Source organism: Caloramator quimbayensis (assembly GCF_900167605.1).
Lineage (GTDB): Bacteria > Bacillota > Clostridia > Clostridiales > Caloramatoraceae > Caloramator_B > Caloramator_B quimbayensis.
Window position 1 is genome coordinate 120,642 of the sequence record NZ_FUYH01000006.1, and the last position, 20,890, is coordinate 141,531.

The 20,890-nt window shown below is 31.6% G+C and carries 21 protein-coding genes; 18 read left to right on the top strand and 3 right to left on the bottom strand.

What is annotated here, in order from left to right; all coding sequences use genetic code 11:
• Positions 1-3 precede the first annotated feature (3 nt).
• The 11 genes from pyrE (at position 4) to B5D15_RS05425 (ending at position 11,937) form a co-directional block, all read left to right on the top strand.
• A complete protein-coding gene (gene pyrE / locus B5D15_RS05375) occupies positions 4-561 on the top strand; it encodes an orotate phosphoribosyltransferase (protein WP_078696097.1) in 558 nt (185 codons plus the stop codon).
• 131 nt (positions 562-692) lie between these two features.
• The gene (pdxR, locus tag B5D15_RS05380) at positions 693-2,141 is read left to right on the top strand and encodes a MocR-like pyridoxine biosynthesis transcription factor PdxR (RefSeq protein ID WP_078696098.1); all 1,449 of its coding nucleotides are present in this window, start codon (positions 693-695) and stop codon (positions 2,139-2,141) included.
• Entirely contained in the window at positions 2,142-2,903 is a 762-nt protein-coding gene (locus B5D15_RS05385; RefSeq protein WP_078696099.1) for an alpha/beta fold hydrolase, read from the top strand.
• A gap of 1 nt (position 2,904) precedes the next feature.
• Entirely contained in the window at positions 2,905-4,506 is a 1,602-nt protein-coding gene (locus tag B5D15_RS05390; protein ID WP_207651448.1) for a UDP-N-acetylmuramoyl-tripeptide--D-alanyl-D-alanine ligase, read from the top strand.
• A 13-nt stretch (positions 4,507-4,519) separates the two neighbouring features.
• On the top strand, positions 4,520-5,713 hold the full coding sequence (locus tag B5D15_RS05395; RefSeq protein ID WP_078696100.1) for a D-alanine--D-alanine ligase family protein: 1,194 nt from the start codon (positions 4,520-4,522) through the stop codon (positions 5,711-5,713).
• A gap of 17 nt (positions 5,714-5,730) precedes the next feature.
• Positions 5,731-6,273, top strand: coding sequence for a cupin domain-containing protein (locus tag B5D15_RS05400; RefSeq protein ID WP_078696101.1), 543 nt, complete (start codon positions 5,731-5,733; stop codon positions 6,271-6,273).
• 332 nt (positions 6,274-6,605) lie between these two features.
• Positions 6,606-7,817, top strand: coding sequence for a DUF819 family protein (locus B5D15_RS05405; RefSeq protein ID WP_078696102.1), 1,212 nt, complete (start codon positions 6,606-6,608; stop codon positions 7,815-7,817).
• Between the two features lie 57 nt (positions 7,818-7,874).
• A complete protein-coding gene (locus tag B5D15_RS05410; RefSeq protein WP_078696103.1) occupies positions 7,875-8,849 on the top strand; it encodes a dipeptidase in 975 nt (324 codons plus the stop codon).
• 80 nt (positions 8,850-8,929) lie between these two features.
• On the top strand, positions 8,930-9,964 hold the full coding sequence (locus B5D15_RS05415; protein ID WP_078696104.1) for a M20/M25/M40 family metallo-hydrolase: 1,035 nt from the start codon (positions 8,930-8,932) through the stop codon (positions 9,962-9,964).
• A complete protein-coding gene (locus B5D15_RS05420) occupies positions 9,957-10,952 on the top strand; it encodes a M42 family metallopeptidase (RefSeq protein ID WP_078696105.1) in 996 nt (331 codons plus the stop codon). The genes B5D15_RS05415 and B5D15_RS05420 overlap by 8 nt, the downstream gene beginning before the upstream one ends.
• Position 10,953: 1 nt before the next feature.
• Positions 10,954-11,937: a M42 family metallopeptidase gene (locus B5D15_RS05425; RefSeq protein ID WP_078696106.1), complete on the top strand. Its 984-nt coding sequence runs from the start codon at positions 10,954-10,956 to the stop codon at positions 11,935-11,937.
• A gap of 74 nt (positions 11,938-12,011) precedes the next feature.
• Here the strand turns inward: B5D15_RS05425 and B5D15_RS05430 are convergent, their stop codons facing one another.
• On the bottom strand, positions 12,012-12,884 hold the full coding sequence (locus tag B5D15_RS05430) for a DMT family transporter (protein WP_078696107.1): 873 nt from the start codon (positions 12,882-12,884) through the stop codon (positions 12,012-12,014).
• A gap of 163 nt (positions 12,885-13,047) precedes the next feature.
• Here B5D15_RS05430 and B5D15_RS05435 point away from each other — a divergent pair, with 163 nt between their 5' ends.
• A complete protein-coding gene (locus B5D15_RS05435) occupies positions 13,048-13,314 on the top strand; it encodes a DUF1294 domain-containing protein (protein ID WP_078696108.1) in 267 nt (88 codons plus the stop codon).
• A gap of 80 nt (positions 13,315-13,394) precedes the next feature.
• Complete coding sequence (locus B5D15_RS05440) at positions 13,395-14,747, top strand: glucose-6-phosphate isomerase (protein WP_078696109.1); 1,353 nt, start codon at positions 13,395-13,397, stop codon at positions 14,745-14,747.
• Positions 14,748-14,756: 9 nt separating this feature from the next.
• Here the strand turns inward: B5D15_RS05440 and B5D15_RS05445 are convergent, their stop codons facing one another.
• Positions 14,757-15,023: a hypothetical protein gene (locus tag B5D15_RS05445; protein WP_078696110.1), complete on the bottom strand. Its 267-nt coding sequence runs from the start codon at positions 15,021-15,023 to the stop codon at positions 14,757-14,759.
• Positions 15,024-15,391: 368 nt separating this feature from the next.
• On the opposite strand from B5D15_RS05445, the gene B5D15_RS05450 reads away from it, so the two are divergent.
• Complete coding sequence (locus B5D15_RS05450) at positions 15,392-16,783, top strand: glycine--tRNA ligase (protein ID WP_078696111.1); 1,392 nt, start codon at positions 15,392-15,394, stop codon at positions 16,781-16,783.
• Between the two features lie 17 nt (positions 16,784-16,800).
• A complete protein-coding gene (locus B5D15_RS05455; RefSeq protein ID WP_078696112.1) occupies positions 16,801-17,184 on the top strand; it encodes a DUF6762 family protein in 384 nt (127 codons plus the stop codon).
• On the opposite strand, the gene B5D15_RS05460 is transcribed toward B5D15_RS05455, so the two are convergent.
• Positions 17,171-18,313 (bottom strand): AlbA family DNA-binding domain-containing protein, encoded by a 1,143-nt coding sequence (locus B5D15_RS05460; RefSeq protein ID WP_179122203.1) that lies wholly within the window; start codon positions 18,311-18,313, stop codon positions 17,171-17,173. The genes B5D15_RS05455 and B5D15_RS05460 overlap by 14 nt on opposite strands.
• 298 nt (positions 18,314-18,611) lie before the next feature.
• On the opposite strand from B5D15_RS05460, the gene B5D15_RS05465 reads away from it, so the two are divergent.
• The 3 genes from B5D15_RS05465 to B5D15_RS05475 all read left to right on the top strand — a co-directional run bounded on the left by B5D15_RS05465 (position 18,612) and on the right by B5D15_RS05475 (position 20,888).
• Positions 18,612-19,013, top strand: a complete 402-nt coding sequence (locus tag B5D15_RS05465; RefSeq protein ID WP_242948693.1) for an adenine nucleotide alpha hydrolase family protein — start codon at positions 18,612-18,614, stop codon at positions 19,011-19,013.
• A 232-nt stretch (positions 19,014-19,245) separates the two neighbouring features.
• Entirely contained in the window at positions 19,246-19,659 is a 414-nt protein-coding gene (locus tag B5D15_RS05470) for a hypothetical protein (protein ID WP_078696114.1), read from the top strand.
• A 74-nt stretch (positions 19,660-19,733) separates the two neighbouring features.
• A complete protein-coding gene (locus B5D15_RS05475; RefSeq protein WP_078696115.1) occupies positions 19,734-20,888 on the top strand; it encodes a class I SAM-dependent methyltransferase in 1,155 nt (384 codons plus the stop codon).
• Positions 20,889-20,890 lie beyond the last annotated feature (2 nt).

Genomic DNA, 20,890 nt, shown 5'->3' on the forward strand with positions numbered 1-20,890 from the left:
TTTATGGTTATAGATATTTTAAGGGAATGTGATGCTCTACTTGAAGGACACTTTCTTTTATCATCAGGAAGGCACAGCAATAGATATATACAGTGTGCAAAACTTTTGCAGTATCCAGATAAGGCACAAAAAGTTTTAAATGTAGTATGTGAAAAAATAAAGGATATTGATTTTGAGGTGGCAGTAGGACCTGCTATGGGTGGAATAATAGTTGCCTATGAAATAGGGAAACAAATGGGAAAAAGAGCAATATTCACGGAGAGAGAAAACAATATCATGACCTTAAGAAGGGGGTTTGAAATTAAAAAAGGTGAAAAGGTTTTAATAACTGAGGATGTTGTTACAACGGGAAAATCCTCCCTCGAAGTTGCAGAGCTTATAGAAAGTATGGGAGGGGTAGTTGTTGGTATAGCATGTATAGTAGATAGAGGAAGCGTGCCTTTAAAATATCCGGTATATAGCTGTACAAAGCTTGATGTGGAAAGCTACGAAAATGACGATTGCCCCCTTTGCAGGAAAGGCATACCTTATGTAAAGCCTGGAAGCAGGAACATTAAATAGTATAGATTATAAAAAAAGCTGAATAAAATGATATTCAGCTTTTTTTTCTGACACATATGCAAAAAAATAATAAGGAACTGGTTCTTTTAAAATAATATTTTTTGTGCCACAATATAATTAGAGGTGTAAATATGTTTAAGGATATAAAGCTTTGCGAAGATAGGCCCTATTATCTTCAGATAAAGGATTATGTAAAAGAGCTTATATTAAAAGGGGTATATATAAAGGATGATAAGCTTCCTTCAACGAGGGAACTGTCATTAATTTTAGATGTAAGCAGGAATACTGTAATTGAGGCTTATAAATATCTTGAGGATGAAGGGTTTATTAAAAACATTCCTAATAAAGGAGCATTTGTTTCTTATAATAGTATAATCTATGATGAAGGGTTTAACGTTAAGTGGGAAGATAAAATAACAGATTATGCAATTTTATCGGATGAGCTTGATACTTATAAACACGATATAAAATGGAAAAAGGGTATGATTTCATTTAAAAGCATATCACCAGATGATAATCTTTTTGATATGGATGATTTTAAGAAATCTTTTTTAAATATATTGTCAACTGAAGAGAGAAAAATTTTAAATTACGGTTATGCAAGAGGCTATAAGCCCCTTATTGATTATCTTCTAAAGTACATGGAAAATAAGGGAGTTAATATTAAAAATAAGGATATACTTATAACCAATGGCTTTACGGAAGGATTTGATATTACTTTATCGGCTCTTACAAAAAGAGGAGACAGAGTAATATGCGAAAATCCAACTCACAACACCTCAATTAAGATAATGAATCTTCACGGGCTCTATATAGATGGTGTTAAACTTAATGAAGATGGTATAGATACTAATATTTTAAAAGATAAATTAGCTGAAAGTAAAGCAAAGCTTGTTTTTTTAGTACCATCCTATCACAACCCCACAGGGATTGTTATGTCCCCTGAAAAGAGAATAGAAGTTTACAATATAATAAAGGAATTTAATGTTCCTGTTATAGAAGATGGATTTAATGAGGAGTTAAGATATTCGGGATCCCATATTGCACCCCTATCAGCCTTTTGTGGAAGCGGAAATGGAGTGATATACATAGGAAGTTTTTCTAAGATACTTTTTCCAGGTCTTAGGATAGGGTGGATTTTAGCTGATAAAGAGCTTATAAATTATCTTGAAAGCATAAAAAGAAGCCGCAATATACACACATCCTTTCTTGACCAGGCAGTGCTTTATGAATATTTAAGGGGAGGAAATTTTGAAAAATATATAAACAAGGTAAGAAAGGTTTATAAAGAAAGATACGAATTTATAGTATACTGTATAAAAAAATATATACCCTATAAAAAACTATATGGAGAAGGAGGGCTTCATGTTTTCCTTGAGCTTGACGGTATAAATTCACGGGATGTATTAAGTGAAGCTTTTAAAAAAGGAGTTATTTTTACTCCCGGTGATATATTTTATACTGATGGAGGCGGAGAAAATGCTTTAAGAATAGGATTTTCAAGGGTTGATATTAAAGATATTGAAAAAGGAATTAAAATATTAGGAGATATAATAAAAAATATGAGAAAGGGAGATTAGATGTTTGTAAATATTGATGGAATAAACATATTCTACAAGCATGAAGGATGTGGTAAAAAAATAATACTTCTTCATGGCTGGGGAGGAAACAGCGACAGCTTTCTTCCTGTTTTTAACTATTTAAAAACAAAGTTTGAAGTATATTCTATAGATTTTCCTGGGTTTGGGAAATCATCACCTCCAGACAGGCCCTTTGATGTTACTGATTATATGAATTTATTATATAAATTTTTTAAAGCTCAAAATATTGAAAAGGCAAGCCTTGTTGGCCATTCCTTTGGAGGGAGGGTATCTATACTTTTTTCTGCAACTCATCCTGAATGTGTAGATAAGGTGGTTCTTGTTGATAGTGCAGGAATTATACCGAAAAGAACTTTAAAATATTACTATAAGGTCTATAAATTCAAACTTTTAAAAAGGCTTTATATGATGTTTACAAAGGGTAGCAAGGACAAAAAACTTGAAGAATTTTACAAAAAATACGGTTCAAAAGATTACAAAGAATCGGGAAATATGAGGCAGACCTTTGTTAAAGTTGTAAATCAAAATTTAAGACCTTACCTTAAAAATATTAAAGCTTCAACTCTTTTAATATGGGGGGAAGAAGATAAAGACACTCCCCTTTATTTTGCAAAAATAATGGAAAAGGAGATACCAGATGCGGGGCTTGTGGTATTTAAAGGGGCAGGACATTTTTCATACCTTGATAAAATAAACGATTTTAATATCATTATAACAAGATTTTTTGAGGGGAATGAGTGACATGAATAATATATTATATATATTTTCTATATTATTTTTTATATTAACTGCGTATAAAGAGATTATAAAACAGCTGCATATGGCTCAGCTTGAAGGCTATAGACCGAATCAATATTTCACTTTTTTGAAACACAACTTTAAATCAAATTATATAAAAGGCAACGAGGGATTTATTATATCATTTATTATTTTGATTATACTAAATTTTATATCTAAAAATAATTATTTGTTACAATGTGTTTATGTAGCAGCTTGTCTGTTTGTATTATACAAAAATGAAAATAAAAAAGTAAAAGCTAAAAAACCTCTTGTTTATACAAGCAGAGCAAAAAGACTTTTAAGTTGTAATGTTATCGTTATTGGTTTATTATTATATGTTATTTTTAGATTTTCAAGCTTTGGTATATTCATACTATCATTAATTTTGATTCGAATAATTCTCTCTATTATTATGCTTTTGTCTACAATTATTATGTATCCTATTGAAATGCTTATTCAATACAGGTATTTCAGGGAAGCACAGATTAAAATAAGAAGGATGAAAAACTTAAAGGTAATAGGAATTACGGGAAGCTATGGTAAAACCAGTACAAAATATTTTATTAAAACTATACTTTCTGAAAAATATAATACCCTTATGACACCTGAAAGCTTTAATACTCCAATGGGCATAACTAAAGTTATAAGAGAACAGTTAAATGAGGAGCATGAAGTTTTTGTCTGTGAAATGGGAGCAAGATATATGGGAGATATTAAAACCCTCTGCAGACTTGCAAACCCTTCAATAGGGGTTTTAACATCTGTTGGAAGGCAGCATCTTGAAACCTTTAAATCAATAGAAAATGTAGCAAAGACAAAATACGAACTTATTGAATCTCTGCCTGAAAGTGGAGTTGCAGTTTTTAACGGCGATAATGAATACTGCTTAAAACTATCAGAAAAAACAAAAGTTAAAACATATCTATATGGAATAAAAAACGCTGATAAAAATGTATTTGTATATGCAAAGGACATAGAAACTACTAAAGAAGGTTTAAGATTCAGAGTATGCGGCAATAATGGCATTAACTTTAGTTGCAAAACATCTCTTCTTGGAAAGCACAACATAAGCAATATACTTGCAGCAATCTGTGTTGCTTTTGAATTGGGGCTTAATGAAAAGGAGATTATTAGCGGAGTTTCAAAGATAAAGCCAGTACCTCACAGGCTTCAGCTTGTTGATACTAATAATGGGGTTACTGTTATTGATGATGCTTTTAACTCAAACCCTGTTGGAGCATCGGAGGCTCTTGAAACTTTGAAAGAGATTCCTGGAAACAAAAAAATTATTGTAACCCCAGGAATGGTTGAACTTGGTGAAATAGAATATGAGGAAAATAAAAAGTTAGGAGAAAAAATAGCACAGTGCTGCGATTATGCTATACTTGTGGGTATTAAAAGGAGCAGACCTATAAAAGAAGGATTATTACAAAAAGGCTTTAATGAAGATAAAATATTTGTTGTTTCAAATCTTGATGAGGCGACTGCAAGACTTTCAAGCATAGTATCATTAGGAGATGTTGTTCTTTTCGAAAACGATTTGCCAGATAATTATAATGAGTAAAGGAGGATTTAATATGTCAAAAAAGAAAATAGGGGTTATTTTTGGAGGACGTTCAGTTGAGCATGAGGTATCGGTTATTACAGGTATTCAGGTAATTGAGAATATCGATAAAAACAAGTATGATGTTGTACCAATATATGTTTCAAAAAGCGGCGACTGGTATACAGGAGAAGAGCTTTCTGATATTAAAAATTATAAGGATATAAATAATTTGTTATCAAAAGCTAAGAAAGCATTTTTATCTCCTGTACCTTCGGTAAAGGCACTTATAGTTTTGCCAGAAAAAAAAGGATTTTTCAAAAAAGATGTTGAATATATACCAATAGATGTTATATTCCCAGCTTTCCATGGTGCCCACGGGGAAGATGGAACTATGCAGGGATTATTTGAACTTTGCGATATTCCCTATGTTGGAAGCGGAGTTACAGGTTCAGCGGTTGGAATGGATAAAATAATAATGAAGGATATATTTAAGTCAAATAATCTTCCCATAGTAAATTATATATGGTTTACGAGAGATGAATATGAAAAAAATAAAGAAGATATAATTAAAAAAATAGAAGTTCAAATAGGATATCCTGCTTTTGTAAAACCAGCAAATTTAGGTTCAAGCATTGGAATTGGGAAAGCTAAAGATAAAGATGGGCTTTTAAATGCTATTGAAGTTGCAGCAAAATATGATAGAAGGATAATAGTTGAAAAATCAGTTGAAAACTGTATTGAAATAAACTGTTCAGTAATTGGATTTGACAACGATTTTATATCTTCAGTTTGTGAGCAGCCAATATCTTTAGAGGAGTTTTTAAGCTTTGATGATAAATATATGAGAGGAAGCGGGTCTAAGGGCATGAAGAGCACTGTTAGAAAAATACCAGCTCCAATTCCTGAAGAGACATCACAAAGTATAAAGAATCTATCTATAGATGCCTTTAGAGTTCTCGACTGCAGCGGAGTTGCGAGGATTGACTTTTTAGTTGAAAAGGACTCAATGAAGGTATATGTTAATGAAATTAATACTATCCCAGGTTCAATTTCTTTTTATCTGTGGGAGGCTTGTGGTATTAAATTTAGTACTCTTATTGATAAGCTTATAGAAATTGCAATAAAAAGGCATTATGAATACAGCAGCAATATTTATACCTTTGATACGGCACTTTTAGCAAAGGCAAGCATGGGAGCAATAAAAGGAGGAAAAACAAGTAAATAGAAACAGGGTGATAAAAAATGCAACTTGGAAGTAAAATAAGGGAATTAAGACAGGCTAAAAACATCAGTATTGAACAAATGTCAGAAAAAACAGGACTTAGTACAGGGCTCATAAGCCAGATAGAAAGGGATATTACAGGTCCTTCAGTAGCTTCGCTTTGGAAGATAGCAAAGGCTCTTGATGTATCAATGAATTATTTTTTCGATGAATCACAAGAAGAAAATCCTATTGTAAGAAAAGACCAAAGAAAAAAGATTATGCTTCCAAATTCAAATATAAGCTATGAACTTTTATCTCCTGATCTTAAGGATAGAAAGATGGAATGCCTTTTGATTGAGATAGATGTTGGAGAATGCAGCACAGAGGAGCTTATAAGTCATGAAGGCGAGGAATGCGGTTATGTTATCAGTGGAACCCTAAAGGTTAAGTGGGGAACAAAGGAGTATATATTAAATGAAGGAGACAGCATTTATTTTGACAGTACAGTTCCTCATAGATATGTAAATGCAGGAGATAAAAAATGTATTTCAATATGGTCTATGGTACCGCCAAGTTTTTAATTTTAAGAGGCAGCTTTTGCTGCCTCTTTCATTATATTGAATACAATGCATTGCAACAAAATATGTATAAATAAAAAATTCAATAAAATGAAATAATGAACTATTTAAAGAATAATGAACCAACATAAAGAATATTCAGACAAAACTCGAAAAACGACATAATATGAGATTTATTAAATGTAAAAAGTACATGATATAATATTAATATAAAATTTCAATAAACTGAAATATCTAACGATAACCAGAAACTAATTATAAGTATATTGAAATTTCAATATAAAAATCTTACAAAATATTCAAAAAATAATATTTACGAAAAGGAGTGATTTTAAATGACATTTTTTAAAGCTGATGACACATGGGCATTATGGACTATTCTAATAGCATGGGCTGCTGTCAGTATTTACCTTGAACAAAAATATAACTGGGCAGCCAAAATCAGCGGTGCAATTATAGCTTTACTTGGTGCACTTATTCTTGCAAATTTAAAAATTATTCCAACAGATGCTCCAGTTTACGATGCAGTATGGGGATATATTGTTCCTCTTGCAGTTCCTCTTCTTCTATTTAAAGCAGATTTAAAAAAGATATGGAAAGAAAGCGGGAGAACCTTTTTGGCATTTAATATAGGTGCAGTTGGGACAATCCTTGGAGCATTTATAGCATGTTTTCTTTTATCAAAGTTCATACCCGAAATCCATAAAGCTGCTGCTATGATGACGGGGAGCTACATTGGCGGAGGAGTTAATTTCGTTGCAATGTCAGAGGCTTTTAAGGCGTCGAAAAATCAGGTTAATGCCTTGATAGTAGCTGACAATTTAAACATGGCAATATATTTTATGATTTTAATGGCAATTCCAGCATCGTCTTTTTTCAAAAAGCATTATGGACACCCTTATGAAGATGCTGTGGAAAAGCAGGACAAGGCATCAGCAGGCAGTGAAGGACAGAATAAAGCTGCAAGCTATTGGGGAAGGAAGGAAATATCTTTGCTTGATATTGCCGAAGCCCTTGGGATGACATTTGTCATTGTATTTTTATCAGTTAAATTCTGTGCGTGGGTTAATGCAACAAATGTATCTCCAGTTATAAAATCTATATTGGGTCAAAAATATTTTGTTATAACAACTTTAACGGTTGTACTTGCAACTCTTTTCCCAAAATTCCTTGGGGAAATCAGAGGGGCTCAGGAGATTGGAACATTTATGATATATATATTCTTTGTTGTAATTGGTGCTCCTGCTGACCTTAAGGTTATTATATTGAACAGCCCAATACTTCTTGTACTTTGTTTGATTATGGTTATTGTAAACATGCTTGTAACTTTTTCAGTTGGAAAGCTTTTGAAATTCAATGTTGAGGAGCTTTGCATAGCATCTAATGCTAATATTGGCGGCCCTACAACAGCTGCAGCTATGGCAATAGCAAAAGGCTGGACAGAACTTGTATTGCCAGCTATGCTTGTTGGAGTTTGGGGTTATGTAATAGGAAACTATCTTGGAATATTTACAGGAAATATATTGGGAAAATTATTTGGAATGTAAGAGAGTATATAAGCGGATGGGTGACCATCCGTTTAATTAAAATCAGGAGGCATAAAAATGAATATATTCGATGGACACTCCGACATATTAACAGATGTAACAATTAGAAGGCTTAATGGAGAAAAAAATGTTTTTAAAAGAAAACATATTGAAAGGCTTAAAAATGGAGGAATAAATGGAACAATACTTGTTGTATGGGTTGATCCTCCCTATGATGAAAATCCGACAAAAAGAATGCTTGAAGTCCTCGGCGCTGCATGTGAGGAAATAGAGGATATGAAAGATTGTGCAAAAGTTGCTTTGAACTTCGATGATATGAAAAAAATAAGAGAAGAAGGTCTTCTCCCTATATTTCTTGGAATGGAAGGATTAAGCGGCCTTAAAGGAAATGTCAGCTTAATAAATATGCTCTATAGAATTGGTATAAGACATGCTATGCTTACATGGAATGAAGAAAACGAATTTGCAACAGGGGTAGTAAGTCCAAATAAAGACAGAGGAGTTACTGAGCTTGGCATAAAAGCATTAAAGAAGATGGAAGATTTGGGGATAATAATTGATGCATCCCATGGAAATGAAAAAACATTTTGGGATATATATGAGAATACTACAAAACCCTTTATTGCTTCACACTCTAATGTGTATAATTTATGCAAAGTTCCAAGAAACCTGAAGGACGAGCAGATAAAAGCAATCGCAGAAAGAGGCGGAATTATTGGTATGAATTCTTGGCCTGATTTTATTGACGAAAAAAATCCTACGATTGAAAATCTTGCTAATCATATAGATTATATTGCACAGCTTGTAGGAATAGATTATATTGGCTTTGGCTTTGACTTTTGCGATTTTTTAAATGGGGATACTACATCAAGTTTTCAATCTGGACAGTCAACAGCAGCGATAGGACTTGAAGATGCAACTAAAGTACCTGACTTAATAAATATTCTGCAAAAAAGAGGATATAAAAAAGAGGATATAGAAAAAATAGCATATAAAAATTTTGAGAGAGTTATAAAGGAAATATTAAAATAACTGCTTTTTAGCAGTTATTTTTTTATCACATTAATAGTGATATAATGGTAATAGCTTTTGACTGAATAAGGAGGGATTGTATGGAGGGAAAAGAGTTCTTAGTAAAGCTTAGCAACAGCGTTGCAATTTCAGGATATGAGAATAATCTTCATCCGATTCTAAAGGAGTATTTTAAAAATTATGTTGATGAAATAAAATATGGTACCCTCGGAGATTTTATAGGTATTAAAAAGGGCAAAGGTGGACTTAAAATAATGATTGCCGCTCATATGGATGAAGTAGGACTTATGGTAACTAATATTAATGAAAGAGGATTTGTAGAGTTTAGAAGTATAATAGGAGTAGATTCTAAAATTCTTCCTGCACAGGAGGTTATTATCCATGGAAAAAAAGAAGTTTATGGAGTTGTTGGAGCAAAACCTCCTCATGTTCTTACTAATGAGGAATTGAAAAAAGCAATAGATACTGACGATATGCTTATAGATACAGGATTAAAACGAGAAGTTTTAATGGATTTAGTATCTCCTGGGGATTTAATATCTATTAAAAGAGATGCATCAAATCTTTTAGGAGATTTTATAACAGGAAAAGCTCTTGATGATAGAGCAGGTATATGTGCAATGTTTGAGTGCGCAAAAATATTAAAAAACACAGAACATTATGCGGATGTTTATTTTGTAGGAACTGTTATGGAAGAAGCAGGCCTAAGAGGCGCAAGAACGGTTGCTAATATTATAAATCCTGATATAGGAATTGCTATTGATGTAACAAGTGCCGATAAATATGCAAAGGATGATATACAGGTTGAATGCGGTAAAAATATTAAAATAGCAGTAGGTCCTAACATTCATCCTGAACTCGTCGAAAAGCTTATAAAAACAGCTGATAAAAATGATATACCTTTTAAGATTGTTGCAGAACCGGGAAGAACGGGAACAGATGCTTGGGCTATTCAAGTATCAGGCGAAGGGGTTGCAACGCTTCTTATTTCAATTCCAATAAAATATATGCATACTTCTACTGAGGTTATAAATTACTCTGATGTAGAAAAGGCAGGGAAATTAATAGCATCATTTATTGCATCTTTAAAGGATTGGGGTGATATATATGCTTAAAGAATATGCAAAAGCCTTTGGTGTTTCAGGGTGTGAAGGTGAAATAAGAGGCATAATAAAAAATAATGTTAAAGAAATAGGAGATGTTTTAATAGATAGAATAGGAAATCTTATTGTACATAAAAAAGGAAATGGCAAAAAGGTTATGATTGCAGCTCATATGGATGAAGTTGGATTTATCGTTACTAACATTTTAAATGATGGAAGAATTAAATTTTCTCCAGTAGGCAGCATTGATTCGAGAATACTTCCTTCAAAAAGGGTGACATTTTATAAGAATAATATTAAAGGAGTTATCGGAGCAAAACCAATACATCTTCAGCCAATAGATGAGAGAAAGAACCCATTTTTGTTAAAGGATTTATTTATTGATATTGGAGCTGATTCCTTTGAAGAAGTCTCAAAGTATGTAAGAATAGGTGATTATGCAACCTTTGAAAGTGAATATATAGAATTAGAAGAAATTATTAAATGCAAAGCTCTTGATGATAGAGCAGGCTGCGCTTTAATAACAGAAGCTATTAAAGAAAATTATGAATTGGATTTGTATGCGGCATTTACAGTACAGGAGGAGGTTGGATTAAGAGGTGCGGAGGTTGTATCAAAGGTTATAATGCCGGAAATTGCTATAGTAATAGAGGGCACAACCTGTGCGGATATTGCAAAGAATGAAAGAGATTTTGTAACGGCATTAGGGCTTGGACCTGCGATTTCAATTATGGATAGAACTTCGGCAGCTGATATTAATTTGGTTAAAAGAATTGTGGAAATAGCTAAAAATAATAATATTCCTTTTCAATATAGAAAAGGGAATGTAGGAGGAAATGATGCTGGAATAATACATAAAACTGGAAAAGGATGTATAACAGCGACTATTTCAGTTCCTACAAGATACATACACTCGCCTGTAAGTATGATAAGTAAGAAAGATTTTGAAAATACTTTAAAACTGTTAAAATTAGTATTGCATAGTTTGGAGGAGGATTAAAATGGAATTGATTAAAAAGCTTACTTCTGCCTTTGGACCATCAGGCAGCGAAGAAGATGTTGCGAATATTATTATAGAGGAGATTAAGGATTATGCTGATGATATAAAAAGAGATAATCTTGGAAATGTTATTGCCGTTAAAAAAGGAAATGGAAAAGGAAAGATTATGTATGCATCTCATATGGACCAGATAGGCATTTTACTCCTCGAAATTGAAAAAAATGGTCTTTTAAGATTTGCAACGGTTGGGGTAGTAAATCCATTATCTTTGCTCAATCAAGTTGTAATTTTTAGAAATGGAGTATGCGGAAGAATAATGGTAGAAAATATGTCGGAGAACAAAAATGTGAAAATTAAAGACATGTTTATTGATATAGGAGAATCGGATTATGAAAAAGCTAGCCAAAAAGTATCTATTGGTTCCTTTGGTGTTATAAAGTCTGATTTTATAGTTAATGAAAACAGGATAATAACTGGAGCACTTGATAATAGAATTGGATGCTTTGCTTTAATTGAAAGTTTAAAAAGATTAAAAGGTAACGAATGCGATGCGTATTTTGTATTTACAGTTCATGAAGAAACCTATTTAAGCGGTGCTGCAGTTTCTGCCTATGCCGTTGAGCCTGATATGGCAGTAGCTGTTGATGTAACCTTTTCAGGAGATTCCCTTGAAGGCATTAGAACGGTTGTTAAGCTCGGAGAAGGAACGTGCATAACAATTATGGATGATGGACTTATAAGCCATCCTGATGTTAAAAACTATCTTATAGATACTGCAAAGAAATATGGCATAAAGTATCAGTTCGATATTGCAAAGGGAGCGACTGATGGGAGTGTTATACATACTACAAGGGCAGGTATTAAAACGGCGGCTGTTTCTATACCGTTAAGATATATGCACACATCCTATGAAATTGTGGATATGAAAGATGTAGAGAATACGATAGAATTACTTTTAAAGGCTGCCATAGATTATAAAAAATAATCAGCTATCCCCGCTATTAAAGGCGGGGATAGCTTTATTAAAGTTTCAAAAAAGATTAGATTAGAGGTATGAATTTAATCTTCTTCCTTTTTGAGTATAATAACGCAATAAATAACTATTACGATTCCAATTATTTGAAGCATGGAAAGTTTTTCGTTTAAGAATATATAGGAAAGAAGTGCTGCTGAAGGAAGCTCTAATGTTCCTATTATGGAAGTTGAAACTGGTCCAATATATTTAATTGCAGCATAAAGCAAAGTTAAAGGAATTATTTCACAAAAGAAAGCTAATAGTCCTGCATTTAAAATAGATGCATTTGATATATAAGGAAGCTTCAATATAAAATTAAAATTGAATATAATTAATACTATAAGTGAAAATAAAGTTGTATAAAAGGTTATTACTACGGGATGGATATCTTCTACAATTTTTTTGGCATATATATTCATAAATGTATAGAAAACAGCAGAGAGTATTCCAAAGGATATGCCTGTTAAAGAAATATTTTTTAAATTATTAGAGGAAATATTTAATACCATAATACATCCTGTAAAAGTTCCAAGAATAGCTATAGCTTTTGATTTTGTAATTTTATCCTTTAGAAATATAAAAGAAAAGGCTGCAACCATTGCAGGATATGTGTATAAAAGCATTGTAGCGATAGAAACATCAAGATATTTAAAGGATGAATAAAAAAATACTGTCATTAAGGTATTCGCAAAGGCTCCTTGGATTATAAGCTTTTTTAACATTTCCTTTGAAATTTTTAGTTCTTGCTTATATTTAATAATGCATATAAATAAAAGTATTATTCCTGCTATTATATATTGAAGCATTAAAATATCTGTAGGAGTGAAGTTGTCGCTATATCCATTTTTTACAAATATACCTGAAGTGCCAAAAAATATTGCTGAAACTATGGCAAATAAATAACCTTTTAATTTCATTTTAACCCTCCTCCCAATAAGAATATTATAACAAATATTGATATATTTTTAAGGTATGATAAAATCTATTACGTACTTTTATAATCAATAGGGTTCTTTAAAGTCCTTCAAACGTATTTAAAGTTAATTATTCATTTATAATCGATAAAAAGCAGGTGGGAAATTGAAGATTATTATTTGCTATTTATTTTTAATAAATCTTTATGCATTTTTTATTATGTATTTTGATAAAACTAAATCTAAAAAGAGGCAATTTAGAATTTCTGAAAAAAAACTTTTTCTTACTGCTATTTTGTTTGGAAGCATAGGAATATATGCAGGAATGTATTTTTTCAGGCACAAAACAAAGCATAAGAAATTTACAATAGGTATTCCATCAATAATTTTAATTCAGTTGTTTGTTTTTTTGAAAATTATAGGGAAAATATAAATGATCATTCCATTGAAATTTTATATTTATTATATTAGAATTAAATGGATAATTTATTTTTTAACATAGGAGGGATAATTATGGAAAGGATTACAGTTGATTATTCTAAAACTTTAGGCTTTTTAAAAGAAGAAGAGATTGAAAACATTAAAAGCCAGATAATAGATGCTCATGATAAGCTGCATAATAAGACAGGAGCAGGCAGCGATTTTTTGGGGTGGGTTAATTTACCTTATGATTATGATAAGGAAGAGTTTGAAAGAATAGTTGAAGCTTCAGAAAGAATAAAGAAAAATTCAGATGTATTTATTGTAATTGGAATTGGAGGTTCATACCTTGGAGCAAGAGCTGCAATTGAGATGTTAAACCACAGCTTTTACAATGTGCTTTCTAAGGATAAGAGAAATGCTCCACAGATTTTTTATGTTGGAAACAATATAAGCCCAGTATACCTTCAAGATCTTTTAGATGCAATAGATGGGAAGGACATATCAATAAATGTTATTTCAAAGTCTGGAACTACAACTGAGCCGGCAATAGCCTTTAGAATTTTTAAGGACTATTTAGAAAAGAAATATGGTAAGGAAGAAGCAAAAAAGAGAATATTTGCTACAACCGATAAAGAAAGGGGAGCTTTAAAAAAGCTTGCTGATTCTGAAGGATATGAAACCTTTGTAATTCCTGATGATGTTGGGGGCAGATACTCAGTACTCACTGCTGTTGGACTTTTGCCTATTGCAGTAAGCGGTGTAGATATAAGGGAAATAATGAGAGGAGCAAAGGATGCTGCTGATGAATACAAAAATATTGATATATTAAACAATTCTGCATATCTTTATGCTGCTTTAAGAAATATACTTTACAGAAAAGGAAAAACAACAGAAATACTCGTTAACTATGAACCATCGCTGCACTTTTTCAGCGAGTGGTGGAAACAGCTTTATGGGGAAAGCGAAGGAAAGGATAACAGAGGTATTTTCCCAGCCGCAGTTGATTTTTCTACGGATTTGCATTCTATGGGGCAATATATTCAAGAAGGTATGAGAAATATATTTGAAACAGTTATAAACGTAGAAAAGGCAAAATATGATGTTGGAATATATGAAGATAAGGACAACATTGATGGACTTAACTTTTTAAGCGGTAAAACTATGGATTTTGTAAATAAGAAAGCCTTTGAGGGTACGGTTCTTGCACATAACGACGGAGGAGTTCCTAATATTATAATAAATGTTCCAAAGATTAACGAATACTATTTTGGAAAGCTTGTATATATGTTTGAAAAAGCCTGTGGAATAAGCGGATATGTTCTTGGAGTAAACCCCTTTGACCAGCCAGGTGTAGAAGCTTATAAAAAGAATATGTTTGCACTTCTTGGAAAACCGGGTTATGAAAGTCAAAAGGAAGAATTGGAAAAGAGATTAAGAAAATAGGGCTATGCCCTATTTTTCTTCTAATACAACTATTTCAAAACTATCAAAGTCTATCTCTTCTATAAAATTTTCCTGTGTAAAGGATGTCTTTTTGTAATTGTTATATTCTTCAAGATTCTTTTGAAGAAAGTAAGGCTTTTGTATATCTAATTTGCTGCAAATTTCCGTTATGCATTTTTTAAGCTGAAGCTGATAGTCTATGTTTTCATTGCAGCAGTATTCTTCATGGAGTATTATTTTGTGGTTTTTAATAATTTTTCCCCAAAGTCTAATCATTTGCACCATCCCATCAATATTTTATACAATGGATAGTATATCAGATATAAGATAGGTTTAAAATATTTATAGAGATTTTTTTGAAAAAATTTAATTGATTTTTATTGACAAAAAAAAATTTTTTGGTATCATAACATTAAAAGTCATATATGGATACTATGAGAGGAAGGAGTAATCCTATTCCATTTTCAGCGAGCTGGTGATGGTGTAAGACCAGCAATGGATAACGATGAAGGGCGTCCTTGAGTATCTTTTATAAAGAGGGCTTTTGCCAATAAGGGTGGAACCGCGGAAGTTGACCTTTCGTCCCTTAACAGGGATGAAAGGTTTTATTTTTGCAAAAAATAAAAAGGTCAGGAGGTTTTAATATGTCAGTTGAAAAAACAATGGATAAAATCGTTGCTCTTTGCAAAGGAAGAGGATTTGTATTTCCAGGGTCTGAGATTTATGGAGGACTTGCTAATACTTGGGACTATGGTCCACTTGGAGTAGAATTAAAAAACAATGTAAAAAAAGCATGGTGGAAAAAATTTATACAAGAATCTCCATATAATGTTGGACTTGACTGCGCTATACTTATGAATCCAGAGGTCTGGGTAGCTTCAGGACATGTTGGGGGCTTTAGCGACCCGCTTATGGACTGCAAAGAATGTAAATCAAGATTCAGAGCAGATAAATTAATAGAAGATTATATGAAATCTCAGGGAGTTGAAAATCCACTTGTTGACGGATGGAGCAATGAAAAAATGATGGAATTTATAAAGGAAAATAACATAAAATGCCCTGAGTGTAACGCTCATAATTTTACTGATATAAGACAGTTTAACCTTATGTTTAAAACATTTCAGGGAGTTACAGAAGATTCAAAGTCACAGATTTATTTAAGACCAGAAACGGCTCAGGGAATATTTGCTAATTTCAAAAACGTTCAAAGAACAACAAGGAAAAAGCTGCCTTTTGGAATAGGACAAATTGGTAAATCCTTTAGAAACGAAATAACTCCAGGAAACTTTACTTTTAGAACGAGAGAATTTGAACAGATGGAACTTGAGTTTTTCTGCAAGCCTGGTGAGGATATTAAGTGGTTTAATTACTGGAAGGAATATTGTAAGAATTGGCTTTTAAGCCTTGGAATGAAGGAAGAAAACATGAGGTTAAGGGATCATTCAAAGGAAGAATTATCACATTACAGCAATGCAACAACTGATATAGAGTATAAATTTCCATTTGGATGGGGAGAACTTTGGGGTATTGCAGATAGAACTGATTTTGACTTAAAACAGCATATTAATCATTCTAAAGAGGATTTATCATACTTTGATCCTGATACTAATGAAAGAATTGTACCATACTGTATTGAGCCATCTGTAGGTGTAGACAGGGTTGCCCTTGCATTTTTAATCGATGCATATGATGAGGAAGAACTTGAAAACAATGACAGCAGAGTAGTTTTAAGGCTTCATCCTGCTTTATCACCAATAAAAGCGGCAATACTTCCTCTTTCTAAAAAACTTGGAGAAGGTGCTCAAAAGGTATATGAAAAGCTTTCAAAGAAGTTTATGGTTGACTATGATGAATCAGGAAGCATAGGTAAAAGATATAGAAGACAAGATGAAATAGGTACACCATTTTGTATAACCTATGATTTCGACTCATTAAATGACAATTGTGTAACAGTAAGAGACAGGGATACTATGCAGCAGGTAAGAATATCAATAGATGATTTAGAAAATTACATTGAAGAAAGAATGCAGTTTTAAGTGCAGAAGGAGGCCATATGGAAGGCAGCAGTATTGTTTTAATGGAAAAACAAGATGGTATACTTTCAAAAGAACTTGGAAGCTATGAAATAGAAACAGGAATTGAGTATATCTATAAAGCGTACGTTGAAGATGAAATTGTCTATCTTTTTTTAACTACGAATGTAGATGTTGATGATGAAAATTATAACGATATATTTGATGAATATGATTTTGAAGGTCATATTAACCTTGGATGCCAAGTTGAAGAGGTTGAAGAAGAATACAATCCTGTATGGCTTATAAAAACTGATTTTATTAATCAGCACGATGATATGAAAAAAAAGTTAAACGATATTATTAAATATCATGCAGAAGAAATCAAAAGAATATATGAAAAGTTAGGAATCAATCCGCTTTAAGCGGATTGATTCCTTTGATTTTTGTAATAGGAATTACAGCTTTAAAAAGATTTCTTGATAATATGTTGTAGAATTTTACTGATCTATATTCTTTAATATTATATTGATTATTAAAATACCTTTTATCTATATCTATTGATAAAAATTTTAGATAAAGCCACATGTTTCTTTTTGAATATACATCCTTGCTTTTTCCAAACCCTTTTGTTGAAAACCCAGGATTTATTATTTCAATGCTGCTTTTATTTAGATTAACTTCAACGCAGTTATAAATTTCAAAATAGTCTCTATAAATTACAGCTTTAGCCAGTAAATTTTGAATTAGTTCCTTTGGAAAATGGTATTCATTTAAACAATCAAAAATAAATTCACAGGCACTATCAAGCATTTCGATAATAGTTCCAATGGAAATATGATTTTGAGGGTAAGAAAAATTTATATTGTTATGAATTTTTATAAGAGAGAAAGGCAAAAAGTTTTGGGGATATTTACCAAACAAAAGCATTCCTCCGCAGGAAGGATGATATTCCCCAGATTCTTTATCAATAGTAATAATACCTGTACTTGAAAGAATGTCTTTATTTATTTCAATAGGAAGATTTGAATTTAAAAGAAACTGCTTTATTTTATTTTCACTTAAATCTTTTATTGCAGCTTTTGCAACAGGCAAAAGCTCAAAGGTTATAAGTCCATTATCCTGCATCATGGAAGCTATTTCTTCCTTATGCATAATATCTGTCGTAGAACCCCTTCTTATATAAAAGCTTCCAGTATCTCTTATTTGATGAGGCTTTTGCTCAGTGCTGTAAATAGTTATAATTCCAATATCTTTTCCTTGAAAATTTATTATTTCAACTGAAATAGGAACAGGGGGGACTGTTCTTGTGCTTACTATCTGCTGAATCTGTTCTTCGTCGAATTCTTCTTTATTAATTCCTACTATTCTTTTCGTTTTATCTTCTATTCCAAATAATATATATCCTCTTCCGCCTCTCGAATTAGCGATTGCACAGACATCTTTTGATAATTCTTTTTTACTGCTTTCTGTATCAGTAAAAAGTTTTAATTTAAAATCAAGTTTTGGTCCTTCTTCCTTAGACAACAGCTGTATTAGTTTTTGTATGTCCATAATATACCACCTAATAGAGTTATTAATTAAATTATACAAAAATAAAAGCAACATTTCATTAATATATATAATATATTTTATGCTAAAAATTAAAAATAGATAATAAAGCATAAATAAATTGGATTTTTAATCAATACAAAGAAATTGATAGATAAACAGTAAAAATAATAATAGCTTTAAGTTAAATCGAAGTTGCAAATGCTAAATATTATTGATAAAATGATGTTCTCGGGATGCAAATTAAAATCGATTATATAGTATAATATAATATAGAAATAATATACCCACGAAAGGGGTTATGAAGGTGTATATGACTGATGATATAATGGTATGTGTTACACAACAAAGAACCTGTGAAAGATTAATTAATAAGGGGGCAATTTTAAAAGAGAAATATGGGAGCAATCTCTATGTTATCCATGTTGCAAAGGAAGGCACAGATATTTTAGGCAGTAAAGATGAAGGTAATGCATTAGAATATTTATTTGATATTTCAAAGGGGGTAGGGGCAGATCTTACTGTATTAAAATCAAGAGACATTGTTGAAGCAATAGCTGAATTTGCAGTTAGAAAAAATATTGGACATATAATATTAGGAGAACCTCCAAAGGAATATAAGAATGAAGGAATAATAGCAGAATTAAAATCTAAGCTGCCTTTATGCAGGTTTTATATTATTCCGGCAAATGAATTAGTATAAGTATAAGAAGCCCTGACTAAGTCAGGGCTTATATTATAAACATTATAAAAAAAGTTATGGGCATGGGAATTTAAATTATTGTTAAAAAACTTAGAAAACTATGAATAAATAGAGAAAAACAGTGAATAATACAAAATGTAAGGGTTAAAGAAGTTTTGGTGAAATTGAAAAAATTTTCTGAATAAAGTAATATAAAAATATAAAATAAAATAAATTATATGGGGTGATTAACATGATTCAAGTACTTGCCGGAGAAAAGGGTTCCGGAAAGACAAAAAGACTTATTACTATGGCAAATGAACTTGTATCAGATTTAAAAGGTCATGTTGTTTATGTTAGCACAAATATGGAAAGCATTTTTGATCTTAATTCTTCAATTCGTCTCATTGATGTTTCTCAATTCCCCATTTCCTCAGTTGATTCTTTTGTAGGCTTTATCTATGGTATTCTCTCAGAAGATTATGATATAGAATGTATAGTGATTGATAATTTAAGTAATATTCTTAAGGAGGACAATGCCTCGCTGCCAAGATTTTTTGAGCTGACTAAAAATATCGGAGAAAATTACGGCATAAAGTTTATTGTTGGAATAAGAGGTTCTGTTGAAACACTGCCAAAACTCGAAGCTGAATATATTGCCGTTTAATATAAAAGGGGCTAAGCCCCTTTTTAATTTTTATGGTATAATCTTTTTAAAGTATACTTGAAAGGATTGAGACGATGAAAAAACAATCTGTTGAAAAAATAAATTTTATGCTTCAAGGAATGATTAATAGAGCTTTTGAGAACGAAGATTTTTTAAAAAAAATCTATTTTAGTTTCAAGTCAGGTTTAAAGGAATACAAAGGGATATATGATATTGAGAAAAAAATTATAAGTTTTAATGGTAAAAATGAAAGAATTGAATTTTCAAAGCTGTCATCATATATCTGCGATGAAGCTTTAAAATATGATTCACTTGAGTTCTCAGTTGAAGAGCGAGGAAAAACTTCTATATTGTATGCTGATAATAAAGGTATAAAAATAAAGCAAAGCGATGATAAAGAATTTAAAAAAAATGAGGAAGAATCAGCTACTTCTCAAATTTTAAATAGAAAGTATTATATAAACATTTCTGAAGCTTCGCCACTTCTTAAAGAAATAGGAATTCTAACAAGCGAAGGCAAAGTTAAAAATGATATGATAAGAAAATATAATCAGATTGATCATTTTGTTGAACTTATAGATGAGATAATAGATGATATATCTGACACTGATGTGATAAATATAGTAGACTGCGGCTGCGGTAAGTCTTATTTATCCTTTGTACTTAATTTTTATATTAAGGAAAAGAAAAAGAAAAATTGTTATTTCATAGGAATTGATAGAAGTGAAAAGGTTATACAAGCATCGAGGGATATTGCAAAGAGGCTTGGATATAAAAATATGGAGTTTATATGTGAAGATATAAATAGTTACATACCGGACAGAAAAGTTGACATGGTAATAAGCCTCCATGCCTGTGATATTGCAACAGATATGGCACTCGGCCTTGCAATAAGAACAAAGGCAAGATCCATAGTATGCGTTCCCTGCTGTCATAAGGAGCTTTTAGAGCAATACGAATTTAAGACAATTGAACCTATTATAAAGCATGGAATTTTTAAAGCAAGATTTGCTGATATTTTAACTGATGGAATAAGAGCACTTCTTCTTGAAGGGCAAGGCTATAAAGTTTCTGTTGTAGAATACATTTCTCCCCTTGAAACTCCCAAAAATCTTTTAATAAGGGCAAGGAAGGTTTCTGAAAAAAATATAAAAGCTGTGGAAGAATATAAGATTCTCAAGAAAACACTAAATATATATCCCTATCTTGAAAGGTATATAAATATATAAGG

What these genes read in the sequence shown, in the direction of transcription:
- pyrE (WP_078696097.1), top strand. Translation starts at nt 4, where the DNA reads ATGGTTATAGATATTTTAAGGGAATGTGATGCTCTACTTGAAGGACAC.
- pdxR (WP_078696098.1), top strand. Translation starts at nt 693, where the DNA reads ATGTTTAAGGATATAAAGCTTTGCGAAGATAGGCCCTATTATCTTCAG.
- B5D15_RS05385 (WP_078696099.1), top strand. Translation starts at nt 2,142, where the DNA reads ATGTTTGTAAATATTGATGGAATAAACATATTCTACAAGCATGAAGGA.
- B5D15_RS05390 (WP_207651448.1), top strand. Translation starts at nt 2,905, where the DNA reads ATGAATAATATATTATATATATTTTCTATATTATTTTTTATATTAACT.
- B5D15_RS05395 (WP_078696100.1), top strand. Translation starts at nt 4,520, where the DNA reads ATGTCAAAAAAGAAAATAGGGGTTATTTTTGGAGGACGTTCAGTTGAG.
- B5D15_RS05400 (WP_078696101.1), top strand. Translation starts at nt 5,731, where the DNA reads ATGCAACTTGGAAGTAAAATAAGGGAATTAAGACAGGCTAAAAACATC.
- B5D15_RS05405 (WP_078696102.1), top strand. Translation starts at nt 6,606, where the DNA reads ATGACATTTTTTAAAGCTGATGACACATGGGCATTATGGACTATTCTA.
- B5D15_RS05410 (WP_078696103.1), top strand. Translation starts at nt 7,875, where the DNA reads ATGAATATATTCGATGGACACTCCGACATATTAACAGATGTAACAATT.
- B5D15_RS05415 (WP_078696104.1), top strand. Translation starts at nt 8,930, where the DNA reads ATGGAGGGAAAAGAGTTCTTAGTAAAGCTTAGCAACAGCGTTGCAATT.
- B5D15_RS05420 (WP_078696105.1), top strand. Translation starts at nt 9,957, where the DNA reads ATGCTTAAAGAATATGCAAAAGCCTTTGGTGTTTCAGGGTGTGAAGGT.
- B5D15_RS05425 (WP_078696106.1), top strand. Translation starts at nt 10,954, where the DNA reads ATGGAATTGATTAAAAAGCTTACTTCTGCCTTTGGACCATCAGGCAGC.
- B5D15_RS05430 (WP_078696107.1), bottom strand. Translation starts at nt 12,884, where the DNA reads ATGAAATTAAAAGGTTATTTATTTGCCATAGTTTCAGCAATATTTTTT.
- B5D15_RS05440 (WP_078696109.1), top strand. Translation starts at nt 13,395, where the DNA reads ATGGAAAGGATTACAGTTGATTATTCTAAAACTTTAGGCTTTTTAAAA.
- B5D15_RS05445 (WP_078696110.1), bottom strand. Translation starts at nt 15,023, where the DNA reads ATGATTAGACTTTGGGGAAAAATTATTAAAAACCACAAAATAATACTC.
- B5D15_RS05450 (WP_078696111.1), top strand. Translation starts at nt 15,392, where the DNA reads ATGTCAGTTGAAAAAACAATGGATAAAATCGTTGCTCTTTGCAAAGGA.
- B5D15_RS05455 (WP_078696112.1), top strand. Translation starts at nt 16,801, where the DNA reads ATGGAAGGCAGCAGTATTGTTTTAATGGAAAAACAAGATGGTATACTT.
- B5D15_RS05460 (WP_179122203.1), bottom strand. Translation starts at nt 18,313, where the DNA reads ATGGACATACAAAAACTAATACAGCTGTTGTCTAAGGAAGAAGGACCA.
- B5D15_RS05465 (WP_242948693.1), top strand. Translation starts at nt 18,612, where the DNA reads ATGAAGGTGTATATGACTGATGATATAATGGTATGTGTTACACAACAA.
- B5D15_RS05470 (WP_078696114.1), top strand. Translation starts at nt 19,246, where the DNA reads ATGATTCAAGTACTTGCCGGAGAAAAGGGTTCCGGAAAGACAAAAAGA.
- B5D15_RS05475 (WP_078696115.1), top strand. Translation starts at nt 19,734, where the DNA reads ATGAAAAAACAATCTGTTGAAAAAATAAATTTTATGCTTCAAGGAATG.